Raw genomic sequence first — 25179 nt, 5'->3', positions numbered from 1 at the left:
ATCGACGACCGACGGTAAATTGAAGGGATGACGCGTCGGACTCGAGAAGAGCAACTCGCGGAGGCCTTCGTGAGTCTCGCTGACACGCTCGTCGCCGATTACGACGTCGTCGAGCTGCTGCACACCCTGGTGGTGCGGAGCGCAGAAATCCTCGGTGTCGCGGATGCCGGCATCCTTCTGCCCGCCGACGACGGCAATCTCGAAGTCATCGCGTCGACGAGTGAGCGGAGCCACCTGATCGGCCTGCTGCAACTCTCCTCGGGCGAGGGGCCCTGCGTCGACGCCTATGCCACCGGGCACCAGGTGTCGGTCGACGACATCGCCGCCACCTCGCTCCGGTGGCCGAGGTTCGCGGCCCGGGCAGGAAGCCTCGGCTACCGATCGATGTACGCCCTTCCGATGCGCCTCCGCGACCGCACCATCGGGTCGCTGAACCTGTTCAGCGACGAACTCGGGCCTGCCGACCCCCGAGACATGGCCGCAGCCCAGGCACTGGCTGACGTCGCCACGATCGGAATCCTCCAGGAGCGTGCGCTCCGCGAAGCCGACGTCGCCCGCGACCAGCTGCAACACGCGCTGAACAGCCGGGTGATCATCGAGCAGGCGAAGGGCGTGATCGCCCACACCGACGGGGTCGACATGGAAGAGGCCTTCCGGTTGCTCCGCGCGCGGGCCCGCAACAGCGGACAGATGCTGTCGATCGTCGCGCACGACGTGGTCGAATCGGCACGACGGTCCTGACCGGGCGGTCGGCTGCCCGGTCGTCCTCAGCGGATACCCAGCCACTCGGTAGCCGGCTCCCCTTGTCGGATCGGTGCTCCGGAGTAGCGTGAGAACCAGACGTACCCCGGACCCGGTTGCGATGCAGCTGGCCGCTCCGGCCAGTGCCGCAGATGGCAGGGGCCTTCGTGAGCACAGTCGATTCTCTTCCCCAGACGCCGACGCCGCGTCGCGGGAACAGCGAGTTCACGGAACTCGCGCAGCGCATCCAGGAGTCCGGACTGCTCCGCCGCCGCTACGGCTACTACTGGACCAAGCTGCTGCTGGTTCCGGTCACTTTTGCCGTGTGCATCTGGGTGTTCGTGCAGATCGGCGACACCTGGTGGCAGCTCGCGACGGCGGCCGTCTTCGCCGTACTGTTCACCCAGACGGCGTTCCTCGGCCACGACGCCGCCCATCGGCAGATCTTTCAGTCCGGGCGATGGAATGACTGGACGACACTGGTGCTCGGCAACCTCTTCGTGGGCCTGAGCTACGGATGGTGGCAGCACAAGCACACCCGCCACCACGCCAACCCCAACAAGCAGGGCTCCGACCCCGACATCGAGCTGCCCGTCATCGCCTTCACGCCCGAGCAGGTCGACCGGCGGCGCGGCCCACTCGCGTCGTGGCTGATGGCGCACCAGGGAGCGTTCTTCTTCCCGATCCTGCTGCTGGAGGGCCTGTCCCTTCATGCCTCCGGCGTGCGCCGGGTGTTCAGCGGGGAGCCGCTCAAACGGCGCGCCGTCGAGATCGCGTTCCTCGCCATCCGGATCGGCGGCTTCGTCACCCTGACGTTCCTCGTGCTCTCCCCCGGCGTGGCTGCAGCCTTCCTCGGTGTTCAGCTCGGCCTGTTCGGGTTCTACATGGGGTCGTCGTTCGCCCCGAACCACAAGGGAATGCCGCTGGTGCCGAAATCGATGAAGCTCGATTTCCTGCGCCGGCAGGTGATGATGAGCCGCAACATCCGGGGCAGCCGCGTGATCGACGTGGCGATGGGCGGACTCAACTACCAGATCGAGCATCATCTCTTCCCGTCGATGCCGAGGCCGCACCTGCGTCGGGCCGCACCGATCGTCGCCGCCTACTGCCGCGACCGCGACGTGCCCTACCTGGAGACCGGTCTGTTCGAGTCGTATGGCATCGTGCTGCGCTACATCAACCACGTCGGACTGGGCGAACGCGACCCCTTCGAGTGCCCGCTGGCGGCCCAGCGACAGGCGATCTGAGCGCTAGTCGGGCTGGCCGGTCTCGAGCAGGTGCCGGATCTGCCGGTAGCGCACCTCGAAAGCGGGCCCCGGCGGTTGCCGATCGTGCCGTATCTCTTCGAGGATCACCGCCAGCCGGCGCAACTGCTCCGACGGTATCTCGTCGATGTGGATCTCGTCGACCGGAGTCATGACCGCCAATGCGGCCACCTCATCGGTCCAATAACCTTTGTCCATTGTGGGTCCCAAGCTCGGTGCGGGTTCACCAGGGCGGGGTCTGGGCGCAGGCTGCGGTGCACCCACGTTACGCTCTGGGTCGCACCGTGTCGAGGCCTGCGGCTCCGAGCCACGGCTCGACCAGCTCCAGGTAGCGTCGCGCCAGGGTGGCCAGCACCGCGGCGCCCGGCGCTGCCCAGACGTCGGCGTTGAAGATCTCGACCTCGACGTCGCCCGTGTAGCCGGCCGCCGTCACGGCCGACGTGAAGCCGGGGAAGTCGATGTGACCGTCGCCCATCATCCCGCGCGAGAGCAGCGTGTCGGCCGGCAGAGGCGTGATCCAGTCGCACACCTGGTAGCTCACGATGCGATCGGATGCCCGCATGATCTGCTCCTCGACCGCCGGCTCCCACCAGAGATGGAAGGTGTCGACCACGACGCCCACCTCGTCGGCCGGGAACTGCTCGGCGATGTCGAGAGCCTGCCCCAGCGTCGAGACCACTCCGCGATCGGCGGCGAAGATCGGGTTCATCGGCTCGATGCCGAGCACGACGCCGTGCCGCTTCGCCACGGGCGCGAGCGCGGCGATGGCTTCGGCCGCGCGCGCCCGGGCGCCCGCGAGATCTTTCGACCCCTCGGGGAGGCCACCCGGCACCAGCACGAGGGTACGGGCGCCGAGCGCCGCCGCTTCCTCGATCGCCCGCACGTTATCGTCGTGGGCTGCGCGGCGGGCCGTCGGGTCGGCGGCGGTGAAGAACCCCCCGCGACACAACGACGACACGCGGACACCGGATGCCCGCACCCACTCCACCGCGGTCGCCAGACCCACCTCGGCCACGGGTTCGCGCCAGAGACCGATCGAGCCGAGACCGGCAGCGACCGTGCCGTCGATCGCCTCGCGCAGGCTCCAGTTCGCGGTGGTGCGCTGGTTCAGCGAGAGCCGCGCGAGACGCGGGTCGCCGGGCTGCGGCGTCGGGATGCGCGCGGGAAGGCCGCTCGGAACGTCGACAGCGGTCTCGACCAGCACGTCGCTGGATGCGTCGCTCATCGGCGCGCTCCCAGCGAATCGGCCACGAGCCCGAGGCGGTGCACCGCGAGCTCGGGGTCGGGAAGCAACCGGGCGTCGTTGAGCAGCTCGAACACGCGGGCGAGGTGGGGCAGGCTCCGGGCCGACTGCAGTCCACCCACCATCTGGAACCCGCTCTGCGCTCCGGTCAGCCACGCGGTGAACGCGATGCCGACCTTGTAGTAGAAGGTGGGCGCCTCGAAGATGTGCCGCGACAGCGCGAGCGTCGGTGCCATCTCGGCGTCGTAGCGGGCGAGATCGCCGTCGTCGAGGGCCGCGAGAGCCGCGGAGGCAGCCGGCGCGATGGCCGCGAACGCGCCGAGCAGCGCATCCGAGTGGCCCTCGTCGTCGCCGCGGATCAGCTCGGGGTAGTTGAAGTCGTCGCCGGTGTAGAGGCGCACGCCCTTGGGCAGCGCGCGGCGCAAGCTGATCTCGTGCGAGGCATCCAGCAGCGACACCTTCACGCCGTCGACCTTCGCGGCGTGGGCGCGCACCAGGCCGAGGAAGGTCTCGGTCGCGGTTCCGACATCCGTCGACCCCCAGTAGCCGCGCAACTGCGGATCGAAGGCCTCGCCGAGCCAGTGCAGCACGACCGGCTGCGACACCTGGCTCAGGATGCGGTCGTAGACGGCGAGGTAGTCGTCGGGCCCCGCCGCGGCTCGCGCGAGGTGGCGAGACGCCATCACGATGACCTGCGAACCCGTGCCCTCGACGAAGGCCACCTGTTCGAGGTAGGCGGCCTCGACCGCGGCCAGGCTGGCGGGCGTCGCCGCGGTCGCCGCATCGGGCAGGTGGTCGGTGCCGGCGCCCGAGGCGATGCGTGCGCCGAACTCGGCTGCTTGGGCGGCGCTACGCGAGACGAGCTGCTGGATGGCGGGCCAGTCGAGCCCCATGTTGCGCTGCGCGGTGTCCATCGCCTCGGCGACACCGAGACCGTATTCGAAGAGTCGGCGCCGGAAGCCGAGGGTCGCGTCCCAGTCGATCGCGGCCGGTGCTCCGGGCACGTTGTTCCCGTGCGGGTCGGCCACGACGTGCGCCGCAGCGAAGGCCACGCGGGAGGAGTAAGGCTCCGGATGCGCGGTCCAGTCGCGCGGCGCGTTCAGCTCGATCTCCCGCCACCCCTCGGTGGTCGGGATGGACAGCCGACGACCTGTCGCCGTGGTCACCGGGCGACCTGCTCGATCTCGACCCGGCGGCCCTCCGCCGAGGAGGTGAGCCCGGCATCCACGAGCTGAAGCCCGCGCACCCCGGCGGCCAGGTCGTAGGCGTGCGGCCGGTCGGCCACGACATCCTGCAAGAACTGCTCCCACTGCGCCCGGAAGCCGTTCGTGAACTCCTGGTTGTCGGGGATCTGGGTCCACTGCGACGAGAAGTCCTGATCCGTCGGCAGATCCGGATTCCACACCGGCTTGGGGGTATTGACGCGGGGCTGCACCTTGCAGCCGAACAGCCCGGCGACGGCCGAACCGTGTGTGCCGTCGACCTGGAACTCCACCAGTTCGCCGCGGTCGACCCGCACCGCCCAGCTGGAGTTGATCTGCGCGATGATGTCGCCTTCGAGCTCGAAGATTCCGTAGGCGGCGTCGTCGGCGGTGGCTTCGTAGCGGTTGCCGTGCTCGTCCCAGCGCTCGTGGATGTGGGTGACGGCCTTGCTCGACACGGCCTCGACGCGGCCGAAGAGGTTCTCGAGCACGTAGTTCCAGTGGCAGTACATGTCGAGGGTCATGCCGCCGCCGTCTTCGGCGCGATAGTTCCACGACGGCCGCTGCGCCGGCAGGTAGTCGCCCTCGAACACCCAGTAGCCGAACTCGCCGCGCACGCTGAGGATGCGGCCGAAGAAGCCCGAGTCGATGAGGCGCTTGAGCTTCAGCAGGCCCGGCAGGTAGAGCTTGTCGTGCACCACGCCGTTGATGACACCCGCCTGGTTCGCCGCTGCGACGAGTTCGAGACCGTCTGCGACGGTGTTGGCGATGGGCTTCTCGGTGTAGATGTGCTTGCCGGCCGCGATCGCTGCGAGGATCGCATCCTTGCGCGCGCTGGTCACCTGCGCGTCGAAGTAGATGGTGGCGGTGTCGTCGGCGAGCGCCTCGCTCAGATCGGTGGTGTATTCCGCCACACCGTGCAGAGCGGCCAGCTCGGCGAGCTTCTCCTCATTGCGGCCCACCAGGATCGGCTCCACCTGGATGCGGTCGCCGTTCGGAAGCAGGATGCCCCCGTCGGCGCGGATCGCAAGGATCGAGCGCACGAGGTGCTGCCGGTAGCCCATGCGCCCGGTGACGCCGTTCATGATGATGCGCAGGGTCGTCGTCGACACATCGTCTCCGTTCTGGTCGTGCCGTCCACTATTCGGGAAAGCGCTTTCCACCCTGGCACAGAACAGCGCCGTCGTCCAGCCGGACGGATCAGATTCCGGGAGTGCTCTCCCGCAGCACGACCGCGCCGACAATGCCCTCCGCGAGGCCTGACGGGTCGTCCGCCAGCGCGATCTCCAGCGCCCGCTCCCCGATCGCAGCCAGCGGCAGTCGCACCGTCGTGAGTTCCGGATGCACGTCTTGCAGCATCGGGATGTCATCGAAACCGGCGACCGCGATGTCGGCTCCGGGTCGGAGCCCGTACTCCCGGATCGCCGCCATGGCACCCACCGCCATGACGTCGGTCACGGCGAACACGCAATCGGGACGGCGTCCGCCTGCCAGGAGGTCGGCCATCATCGTGTGGCCGCCGTCACGGGAGAAGGGCCCGGTCAGCACGGCATCCGGCGCGACCGGCCGCCCCACCGACGCAGCTCCTTCGAGGAATCCGGCCGTGCGCTCGCTCGGCGTCAGGAGGAGTGGCGATCCGGCGAGCACCACGAAGTCGCGGTAACCGAGATCGACGAGCGCCACCGCCACGTCGCGGCCGCCTCTCCGGTTGCGCACGTCGACCACGCGGGCCGCCGGGTCGCCCGCGCGCGCACCCTCCCCCACGAACGAGACGCGGCCACCCCGAGCCTGGAAGTCGGCGAGCTCCCGATCGAGCAGGTTCTCCTCGCCGCGGTCGATCTGGCGGCTTCCGGCGAGCACGATCGCGCGGGGCCTCTGGGCGCGGAGGGCCGCGACCGTCGCCCGTTCGTCGGCGGCGTCGGACCCGGTCGTCGCCATGGTCACCGTCAGATGTCGGCGACGCGCCGCCGCGATCACACCCGCCGCGATACCGGCGAAGTAGGGGTCGGCGATGTCGCCGAGCACGAGTGCCACGGTCTGACTGGCGCCCTTGGCCACAGCTTGCGCCTGGGCGTTCACCACATACCCGAGCGTCTGGGCACTGGCGGCCACCCGGGCATGCAGGTCGGGTTTCACGGTCCGGGCGCTGCCGTTCAAGGCGCGCGACGCCGTGGCCAGAGAGACGCCCGCGTGCGCCGCGACGTCGGCGAGGGTGACGGATGCCCGTGTCACGTCATCCATGTGCGCCCCCTCCCCGCCACCTGCGGTAAGCGCTTCCAGCGTACTCTCGCCACCGCCGCACCGACGCAGTCGGCCGAGTGCGGCGTCAGGGACGCTTCGCTCGCGGCAGCCCCGCCACCACCAGGTCGTAGGAATTCACGATGAGGTCGGTCACGAGCTCGCCATCGGTCTGCGGGCCGAGCGTGACGGTGATCCAGTGCCGTTTGTTCATGTGGTAGCCGGGAATGATCCAGTCATGGTCGCGCACGAGGGCCTCGGCATGCGGAGGTGCTGCCTTGAGCGTCACGGTGCACGGCTCGTCGTCGAGATTCGTCAGCGCGAAGACCTTGCCCACCACTTTGAACACCGACGTCTCGGGCCCGAACGGCCGCACATCGGCGGTCGCGGGCAGTCCGGCGCACACGTCGAGAACCTCTTCGCGGGAGATGCGCGTGCTCATGGGTCGAGCGTAGCGGGGGCCACCGACACCGGCCAGAGCCACCCGCTAACCTTCACACATGACCGAGAGCGCCCCGGATGCCTCCACCCGCCAGACCCTGTACCTCGCCCGGCACGGGCGCACGGCCCTGAACGCGGCGGGGCGTCTGCGTGGGCTCGCCGATCCGCCGCTCGACGAGACGGGTCTCGCCGAAGCAGCTCGCCTCGGCGAGGCGCTCGCCCGCGAGGCAGCACGCCCAGGGCGTCAGCCCATCGTGCTCGTGCTCTCGAGCCCCTTGCAGCGTGCGGTCAGCACGGCCTCGGCCATCGCAGCCGCGGTGGGTGCGCCCCACCGCGCCGACGAGCGGTTCAACGATCGCGACTACGGCCCGTGGACGGGCCACCTGAAGTCCGATGTGGTCGCCGAGTTCGGCAGTGTCGACGCCGCCCCCGGTGTCGAACCGACCAGCACCGTCCTCGCCCGGGCCCTCCCCGCACTCGACGCCCTCCGCGCCGCCGGCGAGACCGTGGTCGTGGTCACCCACGACGCCGTCATCCGCCCCCTCCTGCTCTCGCTCAACCCCACCCTCGCCGACCTAACAGTCCCCACGGCGAGCTGGGCCGACCTCACGCCCGTCGACGCCGGTTGGAAGGTCGAGAGTTTCGACAACACCCCGACCTGACCGCCCGGTGGGTACCTGGCTAAGCCGAAACGGTAGTCCCCGCGAGATAAGACGCAACCACCCCGCGAGCCGCCGCAATTGCGGCCTCGTTCCCCTCAGGCGCACCGAGGAACGCGCGCACGAGCAGGGCGTCGGCGATGGTGAGGGCGATGTCGAGGCGAGCGGCCAATCCGTCGTCGTCGATCCCGAACTCTTCGGCCAGGATGGCGGCCAGCGGCCCGGCGATGCGCGCGGCGGCGGTGCCTTCTTGCACGTCGGGCAGGGCGATCTCGTCGCTCAGTCGCATGGAGGTGTAACCCGGCTCGGTGCGGTGCAGCTGCACGGAGGCGTCGATCAGGCATTCGAACACGCCGTCGACGGTGGTGGGTCGCGCGCGATCGAGGTTCTCGACCCCGAGTCGCAGGAAACGCTCGAAGCCGCGCAGGCTCATGGCGCTGAGCACCGCGATGCGGTCGGGGAAGTAGCGGTACACGGTGCCGATCGACGCGCCGGCGCGCTCGGCCACCATCGCTGTGGTCAGGCGCTCGATGCCGACTTCGGCCACCACGGCCGACGCTGCGTCGAGGAGCGCACCGATGCGCTCACTGCTCCGAGCCTGGACCGGCTCGTTGCGAACCTGTCCGGTCGAGGTGAGCGCTCCGTTGATTAGGTCGTTGAATGACACTCCGCCCGTTCCTTCCCGAATCCTGACACCCAAGTCTAGTTCCGACATGCTGGCAGTCGCATACACGAACGACGGCCGGTCGGGAAGACGTGACAGACTGACTGCGTGCCAGAAAAGATGGTCGCGGCACCTCGGCTGCATCGAGCCGCCCGTATCGACGACACGATCCACGCCGTCCGCATGAAGTGGGCCAGGCGTCGAGGGCACCTTCCGACGGTCATTCCGTACACCGGCTACGGCTCCACCACTCGCATCCGGGTGCTCGGCCGAGTGCTGCTGACGAAGCAGCCGAAACCCGGGTCGCGCGCCGCCCGCAAGATGCACCGCCGCGAAGAACGGGTGCGCGGCTGGCGCAGCTTCACCAGTGTTCCGGTGGGCGACGTGGATGTCACGATCGAGGTCGAAGGCATCGTGCGCACCGTGCGGGCCGACCGAGGAGGAGTGGTCGACACCGCCGTCGACGTCGAGCTCGACCCCGGCTGGCACACCATCACCATGCAGACGGAGGGCTCGGATGCCGTGCAGGCTCCGATCTACATCGTCGCTCCCGACAGTGATTTCGGCGTGGTCTGCGACATCGACGACACCGTGATGGTGACCGCATTGCCCCGGCCGTTTCTGGCGTTCTGGAACACCTTCGTGCTCGACGAGCACGCACGCATCCCCACGCCCGGCATGGCCGTCTTCCTCGAACGGATGATGGCGGAGCATCCGGGAGCCCCCGTCATCTACCTCTCGACCGGCGCCTGGAACGTCGCGCCGACGCTCTCGCGGTTCCTCTCCCGCAACCTCTACCCCCGGGGTCCGCTACTGCTCACCGACTGGGGGCCGACGCACGACCGCTTCTTCCGCAGCGGACGCGAGCACAAGGAGACGAATCTGCGGCGTCTGGCCGTGGAGTTCCCCGACATCCGCTGGGTGCTGATCGGCGACGACGGGCAGCACGACGAGGAGATCTACGGCGAGTTCGCGCTCGACCACCCCGATCACGTGCGGGCGATCGCGATCCGTCAGCTCTCCACGAGCGAGGCGGTGCTCGCCGGCGGTCGCTCGAAACTCGACCAGGTGCCCGCCGAGAACGCCACCCCCTGGGTCTTCGCCCCCGACGGTGCGGGCCTCAGCGACAAGCTCTCGAAGCTCGGTTAGGTACCGCCGCCTGGGGCGCGGGACTTGGCGCTCCGCCGCCTGGGGCGTTGGACTTGGCGCTCTGCCGCCTGGGGCGCGGGACTAGGCGCTCTGCCGCCTGGGGCGCGGGGCTAGGCGCTCTGCCGCCTGGGGCGCGGGACTAGGTACCGACCCGCCACTGCCCGCGCTGAGCTGCCCTGCCGGGTAGCTCGGCGCTCATTGCTCGCGCCGGTCCTTGCCCGGCGCGAGGCGTCATGTTCGGCTGAGGTCGCTGACGCGGCCTCGGCCTCACCCTGGGTCGTCGAGCGCGGCCCGCGGCCTGCGCTCTCGTTTCCCAAACACTTGGGACGCTCAACGAAACGACGGAGGGGGCGCGGAACTGCGGGCTGAGGCTCCGTCGTTTCCGCTCTGGGGCCCGAAACTCCGTCGTTTCGCACACGACGGGGCGGCACGGCACGCAACAGGCCCTACTCGACGACCCAAGGTGAGCGCGCGGCCGCGGCAGCGACCGCACGCGAACATGTCGCGCGGCGCCGGTCAGGGACCGGCGACGCCCGTGGAGGCCGCGCGAAGCACGGCCCCCACGGTCAGCTAGCAGAGTGCGCCTCCAAGAACTGGTACACCTCGTTCTCGTCCACTCCCGGGAACTTGCCCGACGGCAGGGGCGCCAGGATGTGCGCGTGCAGCTTCGCACTCGGCCAGGCGGCCGACGACCATCGTTCGGCCAGGCCCGAGTCGGGCTTGCGGCAGCAGGACTCGTCGGGGCAGGTGGACTGCACCCGCCCCTGGGTGTCGCGCCCGCGGAACCACTTCGCTTGCGAGAACGGCACGCCGAATGAGATCGAGAACTCACCGGCATCCGTCTTTCCGGTCTGGGTGGCGCACCAGAAGGTGCCGGCCGGTGTGTCGGTGTACTGGTAGAACTCGGTGGTGCGGTTCGTGCGCCCGAGCGCCCCGCGGGCGGCCCACTTGCGGCACACCAGCTGGCCCTCCACCGCACCCGTCACGTCGGCGGGCAGCGGCAGTCCGTCGTTCTCGTAGGCCTTGTAGATCGCGCCGTCCTCCCCCACGCGCAGGAAGTGCACCTCCATGTCGAGGTGCGCGGTGGCGAGGTTCGTCATGCGCAACGCCGCCGCCTCGTGGGTCACGCCGAAGGCGTCGCGGAAGTCTTCGACCGAGAGGTCCTTCCGCTGCTTCGCCGCACGGAGGAAGGCGACCGATGCCGTCTGCGGCATGAGACACGCGGCGGCGAAGTAGTTGATCTCGAGTCGCTGCTGCAGGAACTCGGCGTAGCTCTGCGGGGGCTGGTGCCCGAGCAAGCGGTGCGCCATCGCCTGCAACGCCATCGAACGGAGGCCGTGCCCCCCGGGGATCGACGCCGGTGGCAGGTAGATGCGCCCGTTCTCGAGATCGGTCACCGATCGGGCCGAGTGCGGCAGGTTGTCGACGTAGATCAGTGTGAAGCCGAGGTTCTCGGCCAGCAGGGAGACGCTGCGGTGCGTGAGCGCGCCCGAGGTGTGGCCCACCGTGGCGAGCGTCTCCTCGGCCAGTCGCTCGAGCTCGGGCAGGTGGTTGTTCTTCTGCCGCATGGCGAGACGATTCTCCGTGTTCGCACGCCGAGCCTCTTCGGGCGTCGCGATCGACTCAATGGCGCGACGTCGCAGTTCGCGGTGCAGGCCCACGAGCGATTCGAGGGTCTCGAGCGGCAGCGCCCGACTGGCCGGCACCGAGGGCAAGCCGAGCGAGGCGTAGAGCGGCGCCTGCTGCGCTTTGGCGAGTTCGATCTCGAGCGCGGTGCGCGCATCCGGAGCTTCGGCGCTCAGCAGATCGGGAACCGGCACGTGCAGAGCTGTCGAAAGGGCCTGGAGCAGCGACAGCTTCGGCTCCCGTCGCCCGTTCTCGATCAGCGAGAGCTGGCTGCCCACCACCCCTACCTTCGCGCCGAGTTGATCGAGGGTCAGCCCGTTCTGCTTGCGGTGATGACGGATGCGTCGCCCGAGCGTGATGAGGTCGCTGCTGTCGCTCACATTTTCCTCCTGTAAAGATCGGCCGATCTTTTCGCGATGGTGACCCGAATTTACTCGCGATTGCTCGCATAGTGGAAGAACCGCCAGAGAATTGACGAGAAAAAGGTCTCCGATGAGCATCCTCGAAACCAGGCACATGATCGATGTAGACGGCCCGAGCAAGAATTCCGCAGTCAACGAGTGGGTGCACGACGTGGCATCACTCACGAAGCCCGACAGCATCGTGTGGTGCGACGGCTCGACCCGGGAGTGGGACGAGCTCACCAAGATGATGGTGAGTCAGGGCACCCTCATCCGCCTCAACCCGGAGTGGCGACCGAACAGCTTCCTCGCCCGCAGCGACCCCGCCGACGTGGCGCGCGTCGAGGATCGCACGTTCATCTGCTCCGAGAACGAAGCGGATGCCGGCCCCACCAACAACTGGCGCAACCCCTTCGCCATGCGCGAAGAACTCACGCATCTCTTCGCCGGCAGCATGCGCGGCCGCACGATGTACGTGGTGCCGTTCTCGATGGGGCCGGTGGGTGGCCCCATCTCGCAGCTCGGCGTGCAGATCACCGACTCCCCCTACGTGGTCGTGAGCATGCAGCTCATGACTCGGATGGGCGCGGACGCACTCGACCTGATCGAGGAGGAGACCCCCTGGGTTCCGGCTCTGCACTCGGTCGGCGCACCGCTCATCGACGAGGACGGCACCCGCCACGACGACGTGGTCTGGCCGCACAACTCGACGAAGTACATCGCCCACTTCCCCGAGACCCGCGAGATCTGGTCGTTCGGCTCGGGCTACGGCGGAAACGCGCTGCTCGGCAAGAAATGCTTCGCCCTGCGCATCGCGAGCGTGATGGCCCGCGACGAGGGCTGGCTCGCCGAGCACATGCTGATCATCAAGATCACTTCGCCCGAAGGCAAGGTCTACCACGTGGCCGGCGCGTTCCCCTCCGCCTGCGGCAAGACCAACCTGGCGATGCTGAACCCGTCGATCCCCGGCTGGCGGGTCGAGACCATCGGCGACGACATCGCCTGGATGCGCCCAGGCGCCGACGGCAAGCTCCGCGCCATCAATCCGGAGCGCGGCTTCTTCGGAGTGGCGCCGGGAACCGGCATCACCACGAATCCCACCGCCGTCGACACCGTCTGGGGCAATGCGATCTTCACCAACGTCGCACTCCGCGACGACGGCGACGTCTGGTGGGAGGGCCTCACCCCCAAGGCGCCGGCACACCTCATCGACTGGGAGGGCAACGACTGGACTCCGGATGCCTCCACGCCGGCCGCGCATCCGAACTCCCGCTTCACCGTCACCGCCGACCAGTGCCCCACCATCTCCGACGACTGGGACTCCCCCGAGGGTGTCGTGATCGACGCGATCATGTTCGGCGGCCGTCGCCCCACCACGGTTCCGCTGGTCTCGCAGGCGCGGGACTGGTCGCACGGCGTGTTCCTTGGGGCCACCATGGCCTCGGAGACCACCGCCGCTGCCGAAGGCGCGGTCGGGCGCCTGCGTCACGACCCGTTCGCGATGCTGCCGTTCTGCGGCTACAACATCAACGACTACTTCGGTCACTGGCTGAAGGTGGGCGAGCAGCTGGGAGCGGATGCCCCCCCGATTTTCTCGGTCAACTGGTTCCGTAAAGACGCCGACGGCCGCTTCATCTGGCCCGGCTTCTCCGAGAACTCGCGCGTGCTCGAGTGGATCGTGCGGCGCATCGAGGGTGAGGTCGAGGTGGTCGACTCCCCCGTCGGCAAGCTGCCCCGCGTGCGCGACTTCAACGTCGATGGCCTCGATCTGGAATACGAAGACCTCCTGTCGATCCTCTCGGTCGACCGCAGCGCCTGGAGCCGTGAGGTCGACCAGATCGGCGCCTACTTCGACGAGCTCGCCGAGGCGGGCACCCTCCCCACCCAGCTCACGCGGGAGCTTGCGACCCTGCGCGCGAACATCCGCTGAAGATCTTTGTTCCGGGGCCCCGGACACGTACTGGCGCCCCGGAACAGCGAGTCGTTCGCCGCTGAGCTAACATCAGAGAATGGCTACTCGATCATTCCTCACCTTCGACCAGGAGGAGGGTGAGCCCCTTTCGTCGAGCGTCGTCGCGAGTGGTTTGCGGTTCCATCTGGCGGAGGATCGCATTCGAGCATTCCTGATGGGCGAGAACCTCTACGGTGAGCCCGAGCTGGCGGTGCGCGAGCTCTACCAGAACGCGCTTGACGCTTGCCGTCTCGCGACCGCCCGCCGCGAGTTCCTCAGGCTCCCCGGAGCTCCATCGTCGCGAGAAGCGCCGGAGATCGAATTCTTCCAGGGAGTTGATGACACGGGCCGCCCGTTCATCGACTGTCTCGACCATGGTGCCGGAATGGGGATCGCGGAAATGTCGCAGGCGTTCTGTCAGGCGGGAGTGCGTGCATCCGATCTGGCTGACCGCGCCGCGGAGACGGCTGCGTTCGCTGCGGCGTCTCCGCCCGTGGAACTCTGGCAGAACTCACGCTTCGGCATCGGCGTGCTGTCGTACTTCATGCTCGCCGACGCGGTGAGCGTCACAACTGCGCGACTCGAGCGCGACGGCTCGATCGGTTCGCTCCTCTCGATGCACATCCCCGGCCCGGCGGAGGCCTTCGACGTCGTCGACCATGGAGCATCGACGGACTACGGCACGCGCGTGCGACTCTGGCTGAAGCCGAACGTGTCCGTCTCCGCCGTCGCGACGCTCCGCGATCTGGTGATCACCTGTCCCGTGAACCTCCGCGCCGCCGACCAGCGCGGACTTGAGCACCGCTGGTCACCCGGCGAGCTCAACCAGGCCACGTCGAAGCTGTCGCTCTCGCCGCACAACTGCGTGCCCGCGATCCCGGGCACGCTGTGGTGGGTTCACGCGGACGGTCTCGGCGCAGTCCTGGCAGATGGCCTTTGGGCGGGCGCCTGGTTGCCGGGAATGGTGATGAACCTGCACGGGGCTCACTCACCCGCTCTGACGGCAGATCGGCAGAAGATCGTCGGTCTCGATTTTCAAGCGATCGAGTCCCAGTGCGAAGCGGCCGCGAGCACGGCAGTCGCTGACGCTTGGCACATCGTCGGGAACCCGGATTGGCTGTTGGGAGCGACTGGGCGATTTCCCCGGCTGGCCGACGCGATCATCGCACGCGCCTTCGATCGCGATGACCGCGCCATCACGATGCACAAGAGGCAGGTCGATGTGGCCATGGCCGGCTTCGTTCCTGGGGACGAAGAACACTCGACGAACAGCAACACCACACCGGTGGTGAACTGGCGACTGTCCCGACTGGCGGCCGGTGGTCTGTACACAGAGCTGGGGGTTTCTGCGCCAGCCCATCGATCGGTCGCGCCGGGGCGACCTTCCGATGCGATCATGCTCGGGATGCCGATCCGCATTGAACGGTCCGGCACAAACGATCGACCCAGCCGATGGTTCGAGAGCGCCGTCTCGATCTATGACGCAGAACGGCTCCTTCGCTATCCGTTGCGTCAGATCATTGCGCGCGCCCGCGAGCTCGGTCTGCCGGTTGCCGAAAACGCTGACGCGCTACCCGACACGAATACCGTGGTGCGAACCGCGCTATCGTTCGCCCGACGACAGACCGCCGACGGCACATTTCGACCGCTCAGCGCATTCGACCTGCAGCAGACTTCATGGCGTCTCGGAATTCCGGTTTCAGACGTCATTGGCGAACTCGAGATGCGAACCATCGAATTTGACGAACTGGCTCGCACCCTTGTCATGCGCCCCCTGCCCACGGCAGATCTGATCGCAGTGAGCGAAGATGCAACCGGCATCGCACCATGGTTGAGGCCGTCCGACGCGGTCGGGATGGGACACGTATCACGAGCGGCGCGAGCCAGCGGAAAGCTCTGCAGCGAGATCATCGAAACTCTCCGCTCGCTGGGGTTCGTCGATGTCCCCGTGCTCGACCTGACGGGTGCCGAGCCGACCGACCACGACGTGCGCTTACTGAGCCGGGACCTCGACGGCGAAGCACCGACTCTCCGGGCAGACCAGGTCTCGCCCATGGCACATCTCCATGACGTGTCGCGGGAGTTGGGCGAGCCGGTATCGGATCTGCGGCGGCGACTCGGCCGATTCGGAATCACCTTCTCTGATGACGTCCCCGTCCCAAGCGAGCACGGCGAAAGCAAGAGAACCCTTCTCCGAAGGCTTGGCCTGCCAAAGGAGAAGCGCCGTCTCGTGCGGTGGCGACACCTGAGAATGATCAGCCAGGATGGCGACGGGCAAGCACCGTGGCTCGATCCGTCGACGCCGGTGCCGGCCTGGCTCGTGGCGACAGTCGCATTGCACATGGGGTCGATCGACGAGGTGATCGCTGGATACCGATGGCTCGGCTACGACGTGAACGATCCGCGTACCGCATCGGTCACGGCCATACCAGGTGCGGCCGCCGCTCACCCGTAGAATGGCGTTGTCACGACTATCAGGCACCTTGGACTCGGTGCCGTCTATAGGGCTGGAGGCTCACAATGACCGCGAATGTTCCGGAGAAACCCGCGCTCGAAGGGCTCGAAGCCAAATGGGACGCCGAGTGGTCGACCCGCGGCACTTACCTCTTCCCCCGTGAAGGCGCGACACGCGAGACGGTCTACTCGATCGACACGCCACCGCCGACCGCCTCCGGCTCGCTGCACATCGGCCACGTCTTCAGCTACACCCACACCGACGTGATCGCGCGCTACCACCGCATGCAGGGTCAGCGCGTCTTCTATCCCATCGGCTGGGACGACAACGGCCTGCCCACCGAGCGCCGTGTGCAGAACTTCTACGGCGTGCGCTGTGACCCCTCGCTCCCCTACGACGCCGGCTTCGAGCCGCCGTTCGAGGGCGGCGACAACAAGAGCTCCAAGGCGGCCGATCAGCTGCCGATCTCCCGCCGCAACTTCATCGAGCTCTGCGACCGCCTCACTGTCGAAGACGAGAAGCAATTCGAGGCGCTCTGGCGCGACCTCGGCCTCTCGGTCGACTGGACTCAGACCTACCGCACCATCTCCCTGGAGTCGCAGACCGCATCGCAGCTGGCGTTCCTCCGCAACATCGAGCGCGGCGAGGCCTACCAGGCCATGGCCCCCACCTTGTGGGACGTGACGTTCCGCACCGCGGTCGCCCAGGCCGAGCTCGAAGACAAGGAGCAGCCGGGCGCCTACCACCGCCTCGCCTTCCACGCTCCGAACGGCGACGACGTGCTCATCGAGACGACCCGCCCCGAGCTGCTGCCCGCCTGCGTGGCCCTGGTGGCGCATCCGGATGACCCGCGCTACCAGGAGCTATTCGGCACCACCGTCACCACCCCGCTGTTCGGCGTCGAGGTGCCCGTAGTGGCCCACCACCTCGCCCAGGCCGATAAGGGCTCGGGCATCGCCATGATCTGCACCTTCGGCGACCTCACCGACGTCATCTGGTGGCGCGACCTCGATCTGCCCAACCGCGCGATCATCGGCTTCGACGGGCGCATCGTGAGCGACGCTCCGGATGCGATCACCACCGAAGCGGGCAAGGCCGCCTACGCGCAGCTGGCCGGCAAGACGGTGTTCTCGGCGAAGCAGGCCGTCGTGGAACTGCTGCGCGAATCGGGCGAGCTGATCGGCGACCCGAAGCCGATCGTGCACCCCGTGAAGTTCTTCGAGAAGGGCGACCGCCCGCTCGAGATCGTGTCGACACGCCAGTGGTACGTGAAGAACGGCGCGCGCGACGAGGAACTGCGCGCCCGCCTCCTCGAACTCGGCGCCGAGCTCGACTGGCACCCCGACTTCATGCGCGTGCGCTACGAGAACTGGGTGGGCGGCCTCACCGGTGACTGGCTCATCTCGCGTCAGCGCTTCTTCGGCGTGCCACTGCCGGTGTGGTACCCGCTCGACGGCGACGGCAACCCGAAGTTCGACGAGCCGATCCTCGCCACCCGCGACATCCTGCCGGTCGACCCGTCGTCCGACCCGGCGCCCGGGTATTCCGAGGCGCAGCGCGGTGTTCCCGGCGGCTTCCAGGGCGAGGTCGACGTGATGGACACCTGGGCCACCTCCTCCCTCACCCCGCAGCTCGCGGGCGGCTGGATGCGCGACGAGGAGCTGTGGGGAATGGTGTTCCCCTATGATCTGCGGCCGCAGGGGCAGGACATCATCCGCACCTGGCTCTTCTCGACGATGCTGCGCTCCACGCTGGAGACGAACGAGAAGCCCTGGGCGCACGCCTCGCTCTCCGGCTTCATCGTCGACCCCGACCGCAAGAAGATGTCGAAGTCGAAGGGCAACGTGGTGACGCCCGCCGACATCCTGAAAACCCACGGCTCGGATGCGGTGCGCTACTGGGCCGCGTCGTCGCGGCTCGGCACCGACGCGGCCTTCGACGAGAAGAACCCCACCCAGATCAAGATCGGGCGGCGCCTCGCCATCAAGGTCTTGAACGCGGCGAAGTTCGTCTACGGTTTCGAGCTGCCGTCGGGTCATACTGCGATCACCGAGCCCGTCGACCAGAGCATGCTCACTGCCCTCGACGAGGTCGTGCGCCAGGCCACGACCGCGCTGGAGAACTACGACCACGCCCGCGCGCTCGAGATCACCGAGACCTTCTTCTGGACCTTCTGCGACGACTACCTCGAACTCGTGAAGGAGCGCGCCTACCGCGAGGAGTCGGAGGCGGCCGGCAAAGCCTCCGCCGTGCTGGCTCTGCAGACCGCAGTCGACGTGCTGCTGCGTCTGTTCGCGCCCTACCTGCCGTTCGCCACCGAAGAGGTGTGGTCGTGGACGCACGAGGAGTCGGTGCACAACGCCGCCTGGCCCGCCTCGGTCAGCTCATCGCTGCCAGACGGCGTGAGCGCCGAGCTGCCGGCGCACGCCCCCCTGCTCACTCTCGCCGGCAAGGCGCTCGTGGGCATCCGTGGCGCGAAGACCGCTGCCAAGGCGTCGCAGAAGACCGCGGTCGCCTCCGCGACCATCGCCGGCCCCGACGAGCAGATCGCCCTGTTGCAGCTCGCCGCCGCCGATCTGAAGGCGGTCGGCCGCATCGCGGAGTTGCGGTTCGCCTCCGCGGCGGAACTGGTGGTCAGCGATATTGTTCTAGCACCCGACGAGACGACGGAGGGCAACCAGTGAGCCAGGAGGCGACGATGCCGATCGAGGTCAGACCCGTCCAGACGAGCGAGTTCTTTCCGTGGCACGCGGTGTACACCGGCTACGGAGAGTTCTACGAGACGCCGCTGCACGACGAGAAGGCCGTGCTGGTGTGGAGCTGGATCATCGACGACTCGAACGAGCTCGAGTGCCTGGTGGCGGTCGACGAGAACGGCGAGGTGGTGGGTCTCGCCCACTTCCGCGAGTTCGCCCGCCCCCTCGCCGGGAGCCGCGGGCTCTACCTCGACGACCTCTACGTGCTGCCCGAGAACCGCAAGCAGGGCATCGCCAGCGCGCTGATCGAGGGCGTTGCGGATGTCGGCCGTGCCCGAGGCGCGAGCATCGTGCGCTGGATCACCGCGAAAGACAACGAGACCGCGCGCTCGCTCTACAAGAACGTGGCCGAGAAGACCCAGTGGGTCACCTACGACAAGGAACTCTGATGATGCAGGGCGGAACCCTCTGATGATCCAGCTCGGAACCCGGTGGCTCGTCGGCGACGAACCGCCGTCGCGCCTCCCCCAGCCCGTGATCGACGCGATCTACGAGGTCGAGGGCGAGCTGGCCGAGGCGGGAGTCGCAGCATCCGAATGGAGCTGGACGCTGACCTGGCTCGAGGGCAAACCCGTCGTCGAGCTCGACGACGAGACCGTGATCGAGTACGACGCGGACACGGACGCCGCCGTCGTCACCCCCGGGGCGTAGCGCGCGCCCATCGAGTCGCCACAACACGCCGCAACGCTCCCCCGCATTCCGTCAGTTTTTGGCGATTCGGCGGCGGGCCTCTCAGAACCCTTCGGGAAGGCGGGGAGTGTAGGGCGCCTCGAGCGCGGCGAGCTCCTCGGCGTCGAGCGTGACGTCGAGCGACGCGATCGCGTCGTCGAGCTGCGACAGCTTCGTGGCGCCCACGATCGGCGCTGACACGGCGGTCTGCTGACGCACCCACGCCAACGCGACCTGCGCGCGACTCACACCGCGGGCATCCGCGATCCGCCCCACCGCCTCGACGATCGCGCGGTCGGCCTCCTCGGCCTGCCCGTACATCCGTTTCGTCACCTCGTCGGTCTCGGTGCGCGCCGTCTCCACACCCCACGGCCGCGTCAGACGCCCGCGAGCCAGCGGGCTCCACGGCAGCACACCCACGCCCTGATCGAGGGCGAGCGGATGCATCTCCCGCTCCTCTTCGCGCTGCAGCAGGTTGTACTGATCTTGCATCGATACAAAGCGCGTCCAGCCGTTCCGCTCGGCCGTGTGCTGCGCCTTGGCGAACTGCCAGGCCCACATCGACGAGGCGCCGATGTACCGCGCCTTGCCGGAGCGCACGACGTCGTTCAGGGCCTCCATCGTCTCTTCGATGGGCGTCTCGTCGTCCCACCGATGAATCTGGTAGAGGTCGACGTAGTCGGTGCCGAGACGGCGCAGACTCTCGTCGATGGAGGTGAGGATGTGCGCCCGCGAGAGCCCGCGGCTGTTCGGCCCGTCGTGCAGCGGACTGTGCTGCAGAGGGAAATACACCTTCGTCGCGATCTGGATCTCGTCACGCCGCGCGAATTCGCCGAGCGCCCGGCCGGCGAACTCCTCGCTCGACCCGGCCGAGTAGCTGTCAGCGGTGTCGAAGGTGGTGATTCCCGCCTCGAGGGCACGACGGTAGAACGGCCGCGACTCCTCCTCGGGCAGCGACCACGGGTGGGTTCCGCGGCCCGGCTCGCCGTAGCTCATGCACCCGAGCACGATCGCCGAGATCTCGAGCCCTGACCGACCGAGGCGTGTGTACTGCATCCGATTCCCTTCGACGCGTGACGGGGTCTCAGGACCCCTCGATCACTTTACGACGCCGCCACGGGAAGGCGCTCCACAGCATGATCACGCCCCCGACGAGCAGGCCCCAGAAGGCCGATCCGATGCTCACGATGGAGACTCCGGATGCCGTCACCAAGAAGGTGGCGATGGCCGGGATGCGGTGCGCCGGGTCTTCGATGGCGTTCGACACTGCCGCCACCAGGGCGCCGAGGAGCGCCAGCCCCGCCACGGCGGTGATGAGGATCGGGGGCGCCGCCGCGATGAGCGCGGTGGCGACGCCGGCCGCCAGGCCGAACACCACGTAGAGGATGCCGGCGGTCACCGAGGCCACCCACCGCTTGTCGCGATCGGGATGCGAGTCGGGCCCCGCCATGATGGCCGCGGTGATGGCAGCGAGGTTGACGGCATGACCACCGAAGAACGAGGCTGTCATGGTGCCGATGCCCGAGGCCAGCAGGGCCGGCCGAGGTGGCACGGCGTATCCGAAGGTCGACATCACGGCGAACCCGGGCACGTTCTGGCCCGCCATCGTCACGATGAACAGAGGAAGGCCGAGGCTCACGATCACCAGTGGATCGAACTCGGGCACCACGAAACTGAGACTCGGCGCGAGACTCGCCTCGGTCAGCCAGCCCGACCCGCCGGTCACGCCGATGCCGATGGCGGCCACCACCATGGCGGCGGGCACTGCCCAGCGCGGTGCGAGGCGGAAGAAGAGAAGCCAGGTGATCACCACGGGCAACGCGAGCCACGGGATCTCGACCGAGGCCTGGATGGGAGCCAGGCAGATCGGGAACAGGATGCCCGCGAGCATGGCGCTCGCCAGCGGCTTCGGGATGCGCGTGATCGCGCGCCCGAGCGCCGGCCACAGCCCACAGAGCACGATCAGAGCGCCGCAGACGAGGAAGGCGCCGACAGCAGCCCGGAAGTCGTCGGTGGTGGCGGCCGCTGCGACGAGCAGGGCCGCGCCCGGTGTCGACCACGCGAACGAGATCGGCATCCGGAACGACCACGCGAGCAGGATGCAGCAGAGCCCGCTGATGACGCAGACGGCGAGTAGACCGCTGGAGGCTTGTGCATCCGTGGCGCCGACGGCATGGAGGCCGGCGACCACGAGCACGAACGAACTGGCGAACCCCGTGATGGCGGAGACGATCCCCGCCGAGATGGGTTGGATGATGAGAGTGCCTTGCGCGCTTAGGCCGACTTCTCCTCGCGCCGCGGTTTGCGGGGAACGATCGTGGGCGCTGCGTTCTCGAGCACGGCCTCGCGGGTGACGATGACGCGGCCCACCTCGTCGGTGGAGGGCACCTCGAACATGATGGGCCCGAGCACCTCCTCCATGATGGCGCGGAGGCCACGGGCGCCGGTCTGGCGGAGCACCGCGAGATCAGCGATGGCCTCGAGGGCGTCGTGCTCGAAGTCGAGTTCGACTCCGTCGAGCTCGAACATCCGCTGGTATTGCCGCACGAGCGCGTTGCGCGGAACCGTGAGGATCTGCATGAGCGCGGCCTGATCGAGCGGCGTGACCGTGGTGACCACGGGAAGCCGGCCGATGAACTCGGGGATGAGCCCGAACTTGTGCAGATCTTCCGGCAGCACCTCGCCGAACAGGTTCGCTTCGGCCTTCTTGCTGTACAGCGGCGAGTTGAAGCCGATGCCGCGGCGGCCGGCGCGCTGGGAGATGATCTCTTCGAGCCCTGCGAAGGCTCCCGCCACGATGAACAGCACGTTCGTCGTGTCGATCTGGATGAACTCCTGATGCGGATGCTTGCGCCCACCCTGCGGCGGAACGCTCGCGACCGTGCCTTCGAGGATCTTCAGCAGCGCCTGCTGCACGCCCTCGCCCGAGACGTCGCGGGTGATCGACGGGTTCTCGGCCTTACGGGCGATCTTGTCGACCTCGTCGATGTAGATGATGCCGGTCTCGGCCCGCTTGACGTCGTAGTCGGCGGCCTGGATCAGCTTCAGCAGAATGTTCTCGACGTCTTCGCCGACGTAGCCCGCCTCGGTGAGGGCTGTCGCATCCGCCACGGCGAACGGCACGTTCAGCCGCTTCGCCAGGGTTTGCGCGAGATAGGTCTTGCCACATCCGGTGGGACCGATGAGCAGGATGTTGCTCTTCGCGATCTCGACCTCGGAGGCCTGCGCCTCGGCCGACACGATCGCCGTGCGGGCGCGGGTGCGCTTGTAGTGGTTGTAGACCGCGACGCTGAGGGCGCGCTTCGCTGCGTCTTGCCCGATCACGTACTCCTCGAGGAAGGAATAGATCTCCTTCGGCTTCGGGAGTTCGAACTCGCTGGCCGCCTCTTCGCTGGCCTCGGACAGACGCTCCTCGATGATCTCGTTGCACAACTCGACGCATTCGTCGCAGATGTAGACACCGGGACCGGCGATGAGCTGCTGAACCTGCTTCTGGCTCTTTCCGCAGAACGAGCACTTGAGCAGGTCGGCGCTCTCTCCTATGCGTGCCATGCCCAGCCTCCTAAACGCTGTGTTCTGTCGAGCCTAACCTGAACCCCGGACAAGCACGGCCAACGACGCCACATTCCCCTCATCCGTCGCTCAATCGACGATGTGACGCAGGTAACGGCCCGGCGCATCCAGAAAGCTGCGCCAGTGGTGCACGAGTTCGAGGTCGTGCCAGGCCGACTCGCGGATACCCCACTCGCCGAGTTCGAGGATGGTCGCACCGGGCAGCGAGGCCAGCACCGGCGAGTGCGTGGCGCACACGACCTGTGCGCCGGCCTTGGCCAGGGCGTCGAGCTGCCCGAGATACCGCAGCGTGGAGCCGAAGGAGAGGGCAGCCTCCGGCTCGTCGAGGCAGAAGAAGCCGGGCGAGTCGATCTTGCGGTCGAGCAGGGCCAGAAACGACTCGCCGTGGCTCATCTCGTGGAAGTCGCGATCGGGCGAATCCGGCAGCGCCTCGAGGTAGCTGTAGTAGCCGTGCATGGTCTCGGCCCGCAGGAAGAACCCCCACTTGGGTCCCACAAGCCCGCGGAGAACACGCGAGAGCCGCGCCTTTGCAGCTCCAAAATCACCGAATGGATGCGCTGGCTGCTGGTGAAATCGCATCCACTACGCCGGGATGCGAATCGAAAGCTGCGGGCCGTACTCGACGACCCTGGGTGGCGGCCCGGCCGCGAAGCGACCGGACCGCCACATGTCGCCTCGCGCCGCAGAAGCGGCGGCGCGAGCGGAGGGGCCCGCCGCCACAGGCGACGGGCCCCTCCGGACCAGCACAGCTAGCTGACGAGCGCCGGGACGTTCTTGCGCGACGTCAGAACCTGGTCGATGAGGCCGTACTCCAGCGCCTCGTCGGCCGACAGGATCTTGTCGCGGTCGATGTCCTTGTTGACCTGCTCCAGCGTGCGGTTCGAGTGGTGCGAGAGCGTGCCCTCGAGCCACTCGCGCATGCGCAGGATCTCGCGAGCCTGGATCTCGATGTCGGACGCCTGTCCGCCGCCCTGGCCGGTGGCCGGCTGGTGGATGAGGATGCGCGCGTTCGGCAGAGCGAGGCGCTTGCCGGGCGTTCCGGCCGCGAGCAATACGGCCGCAGCGGAGGCCGCCTGGCCGAGGCACACGGTCTGGATCTGCGGACGCACGTACTGCATCGTGTCGTAGATCGCCGTCATCGCGGTGAACGAGCCACCGGGTGAGTTGATGTACATCTCGATGTCGCGATCCGGGTCCTGCGACTCGAGCACGAGCAGCTGGGCCATGATGTCATCGGCCGAGGCGTCGTCGATCTGCACGCCGAGGAAGATGATGCGATCCTCGAACAGCTTCGCGTACGGGTCTTGGCGCTTGAAGCCATAAGCCGTGCGCTCTTCGAAGGTCGGCAGGATGTAGCGATCCGTCGGCATGGTGCCGTTGCGGTATGCACTCGCACCGAACGTGGGTGTCTCCATTAGTTGTATCCCTGTTTCTCTCGAAATCCGGTGCTGATCAGACCTGGTCGGCCGCGGTGCCGGCGCCGCCGATGACGTCGCTCGCGAACTCGCGAACGTGGTCGACGAATCCGTACTCCAGCGCTTCCTGCGCGCTGAACCAGCGGTCGCGGTCGCCATCTTCGTTGACCTGCTCGACGGTCTTGCCGGTCTGGGCGGCGGTGAGCTCGGCCAGACGCTGCTTCATGCTCAGGATGAGCTGGGCCTGGGTCTGGATGTCGGATGCGGTGCCGCCGAACCCGCCGTGCGGCTGGTGCAGGAGCACGCGGGCGTTGGGCGTGATGTACCGCTTGCCCTTGGTGCCCGACGTGAGGAGGAACTGGCCCATCGACGCGGCCATTCCGATGCCGACGGTGACGATGTCGTTCGGAACGAACTTCATCGTGTCGTAGATCGCCATGCCGGCCGTGATCGAGCCGCCGGGCGAGTTGATGTAGAGGTAGATGTCGCGCTTGGGGTCTTCAGCCGCGAGCAGAAGGATCTTGGCGCAGATCTCGTTCGCGTTGTCGTCGCGAACCTCGGACCCGAGCCAGATGATGCGGTCCTTCAACAGACGGTCGAAGACGCTGGATGGAAGAGCCGTTTCGGCCATGTGTGTCGCTCCAATTCACTTGCAGTGGTTTGAATCTACTGGAGCGGAGGTTCCGCGGCGCCCGTGTTCGCCGTCGGCAGAGTGTTCGGTTCGCTCCAGG

At 67.9% G+C, this 25179-nt stretch carries 23 protein-coding genes; 9 read left to right on the top strand and 14 right to left on the bottom strand.

What is annotated here, in order from left to right; translation table 11 throughout:
- The first annotated feature begins 27 nt into the window (after window positions 1-27).
- Together N1027_RS11270 and N1027_RS11265 are read left to right on the top strand one after the other, a co-directional pair.
- Window positions 28-741, top strand: coding sequence for a GAF and ANTAR domain-containing protein (locus N1027_RS11270; RefSeq protein ID WP_259507771.1), 714 nt, complete (start codon window positions 28-30; stop codon window positions 739-741).
- A 152-nt stretch (window positions 742-893) separates the two neighbouring features.
- Window positions 894-1988 carry a fatty acid desaturase family protein gene (locus N1027_RS11265; RefSeq protein ID WP_259507770.1) on the top strand — a complete coding sequence of 365 codons (1095 nt, stop codon included), beginning with the start codon at window positions 894-896 and terminating at the stop codon, window positions 1986-1988.
- Between the two features lie 3 nt (window positions 1989-1991).
- Here the strand turns inward: N1027_RS11265 and N1027_RS11260 are convergent, their stop codons facing one another.
- From N1027_RS11260 to N1027_RS11235, 6 genes are all read right to left on the bottom strand, one after another.
- Window positions 1992-2204 carry a hypothetical protein gene (locus N1027_RS11260; RefSeq protein WP_259507768.1) on the bottom strand — a complete coding sequence of 71 codons (213 nt, stop codon included), beginning with the start codon at window positions 2202-2204 and terminating at the stop codon, window positions 1992-1994.
- 67 nt (window positions 2205-2271) lie between these two features.
- Window positions 2272-3231 (bottom strand): sugar phosphate isomerase/epimerase family protein, encoded by a 960-nt coding sequence (locus tag N1027_RS11255; protein WP_259507766.1) that lies wholly within the window; start codon window positions 3229-3231, stop codon window positions 2272-2274.
- Window positions 3228-4415 (bottom strand): dihydrodipicolinate synthase family protein, encoded by a 1188-nt coding sequence (locus tag N1027_RS11250; RefSeq protein WP_259507764.1) that lies wholly within the window; start codon window positions 4413-4415, stop codon window positions 3228-3230. Before N1027_RS11250 ends, N1027_RS11255 begins: the two co-directional genes overlap by 4 nt.
- On the bottom strand, window positions 4412-5563 hold the full coding sequence (locus N1027_RS11245; protein WP_259507762.1) for a Gfo/Idh/MocA family protein: 1152 nt from the start codon (window positions 5561-5563) through the stop codon (window positions 4412-4414). Before N1027_RS11245 ends, N1027_RS11250 begins: the two co-directional genes overlap by 4 nt.
- Before the next feature lie 88 nt (window positions 5564-5651).
- Window positions 5652-6692, bottom strand: a complete 1041-nt coding sequence (locus N1027_RS11240) for a LacI family DNA-binding transcriptional regulator (protein WP_259507761.1) — start codon at window positions 6690-6692, stop codon at window positions 5652-5654.
- Between the two features lie 85 nt (window positions 6693-6777).
- Window positions 6778-7131, bottom strand: a complete 354-nt coding sequence (locus N1027_RS11235) for an MmcQ/YjbR family DNA-binding protein (RefSeq protein ID WP_259507759.1) — start codon at window positions 7129-7131, stop codon at window positions 6778-6780.
- 58 nt (window positions 7132-7189) lie between these two features.
- Here N1027_RS11235 and N1027_RS11230 point away from each other — a divergent pair, with 58 nt between their 5' ends.
- Complete coding sequence (locus tag N1027_RS11230; protein ID WP_259507757.1) at window positions 7190-7792, top strand: histidine phosphatase family protein; 603 nt, start codon at window positions 7190-7192, stop codon at window positions 7790-7792.
- 19 nt (window positions 7793-7811) lie between these two features.
- Here the strand turns inward: N1027_RS11230 and N1027_RS11225 are convergent, their stop codons facing one another.
- A complete protein-coding gene (locus tag N1027_RS11225) occupies window positions 7812-8456 on the bottom strand; it encodes a TetR/AcrR family transcriptional regulator (RefSeq protein WP_259507756.1) in 645 nt (214 codons plus the stop codon).
- 117 nt (window positions 8457-8573) lie between these two features.
- On the opposite strand from N1027_RS11225, the gene N1027_RS11220 reads away from it, so the two are divergent.
- On the top strand, window positions 8574-9602 hold the full coding sequence (locus N1027_RS11220; RefSeq protein WP_259507983.1) for an App1 family protein phosphatidate phosphatase: 1029 nt from the start codon (window positions 8574-8576) through the stop codon (window positions 9600-9602).
- Window positions 9603-10168: 566 nt separating this feature from the next.
- On the opposite strand, the gene N1027_RS11215 is transcribed toward N1027_RS11220, so the two are convergent.
- Entirely contained in the window at window positions 10169-11608 is a 1440-nt protein-coding gene (locus N1027_RS11215; RefSeq protein WP_259507754.1) for a helix-turn-helix domain-containing protein, read from the bottom strand.
- Between the two features lie 112 nt (window positions 11609-11720).
- Between N1027_RS11215 and N1027_RS11210 the strand changes: the two genes are divergently transcribed.
- The 5 genes from N1027_RS11210 to N1027_RS11190 all read left to right on the top strand — a co-directional run bounded on the left by N1027_RS11210 (window position 11721) and on the right by N1027_RS11190 (window position 19442).
- Window positions 11721-13559: a phosphoenolpyruvate carboxykinase (GTP) gene (locus N1027_RS11210; protein WP_372499707.1), complete on the top strand. Its 1839-nt coding sequence runs from the start codon at window positions 11721-11723 to the stop codon at window positions 13557-13559.
- A gap of 79 nt (window positions 13560-13638) precedes the next feature.
- Window positions 13639-16035, top strand: coding sequence for a wHTH domain-containing protein (locus tag N1027_RS11205; RefSeq protein WP_259507751.1), 2397 nt, complete (start codon window positions 13639-13641; stop codon window positions 16033-16035).
- Window positions 16036-16100: 65 nt separating this feature from the next.
- Window positions 16101-18719: a valine--tRNA ligase gene (gene valS / locus N1027_RS11200; protein ID WP_259507750.1), complete on the top strand. Its 2619-nt coding sequence runs from the start codon at window positions 16101-16103 to the stop codon at window positions 18717-18719.
- Window positions 18720-18733: 14 nt separating this feature from the next.
- Window positions 18734-19180 carry a GNAT family N-acetyltransferase gene (locus tag N1027_RS11195; protein WP_259507748.1) on the top strand — a complete coding sequence of 149 codons (447 nt, stop codon included), beginning with the start codon at window positions 18734-18736 and terminating at the stop codon, window positions 19178-19180.
- Window positions 19181-19202: 22 nt separating this feature from the next.
- Window positions 19203-19442 (top strand): hypothetical protein, encoded by a 240-nt coding sequence (locus N1027_RS11190; protein ID WP_259507747.1) that lies wholly within the window; start codon window positions 19203-19205, stop codon window positions 19440-19442.
- A gap of 81 nt (window positions 19443-19523) precedes the next feature.
- On the opposite strand, the gene N1027_RS11185 is transcribed toward N1027_RS11190, so the two are convergent.
- The 6 genes from N1027_RS11185 to N1027_RS11160 all read right to left on the bottom strand — a co-directional run bounded on the left by N1027_RS11185 (window position 19524) and on the right by N1027_RS11160 (window position 25079).
- Window positions 19524-20516, bottom strand: a complete 993-nt coding sequence (locus N1027_RS11185) for an aldo/keto reductase (protein WP_259507746.1) — start codon at window positions 20514-20516, stop codon at window positions 19524-19526.
- 28 nt (window positions 20517-20544) lie between these two features.
- Window positions 20545-21705 carry a benzoate/H(+) symporter BenE family transporter gene (locus N1027_RS11180; protein WP_504923085.1) on the bottom strand — a complete coding sequence of 387 codons (1161 nt, stop codon included), beginning with the start codon at window positions 21703-21705 and terminating at the stop codon, window positions 20545-20547.
- Between the two features lie 29 nt (window positions 21706-21734).
- Window positions 21735-23012 (bottom strand): ATP-dependent Clp protease ATP-binding subunit ClpX, encoded by a 1278-nt coding sequence (clpX, locus tag N1027_RS11175; protein ID WP_092555411.1) that lies wholly within the window; start codon window positions 23010-23012, stop codon window positions 21735-21737.
- 90 nt (window positions 23013-23102) lie between these two features.
- Window positions 23103-23528 carry an AAA family ATPase gene (locus tag N1027_RS11170; protein ID WP_259507743.1) on the bottom strand — a complete coding sequence of 142 codons (426 nt, stop codon included), beginning with the start codon at window positions 23526-23528 and terminating at the stop codon, window positions 23103-23105.
- A 254-nt stretch (window positions 23529-23782) separates the two neighbouring features.
- On the bottom strand, window positions 23783-24448 hold the full coding sequence (locus N1027_RS11165) for an ATP-dependent Clp protease proteolytic subunit (RefSeq protein ID WP_259507741.1): 666 nt from the start codon (window positions 24446-24448) through the stop codon (window positions 23783-23785).
- Between the two features lie 37 nt (window positions 24449-24485).
- Window positions 24486-25079, bottom strand: coding sequence for an ATP-dependent Clp protease proteolytic subunit (locus N1027_RS11160; protein ID WP_259507739.1), 594 nt, complete (start codon window positions 25077-25079; stop codon window positions 24486-24488).
- Between the last annotated feature and the right edge of the window lie 100 nt (window positions 25080-25179).

Source organism: Herbiconiux aconitum, assembly GCF_024979235.1.
Lineage (GTDB): Bacteria > Actinomycetota > Actinomycetes > Actinomycetales > Microbacteriaceae > Herbiconiux > Herbiconiux aconitum.
This window is presented reverse-complemented; position numbering and strand designations above follow the sequence as displayed.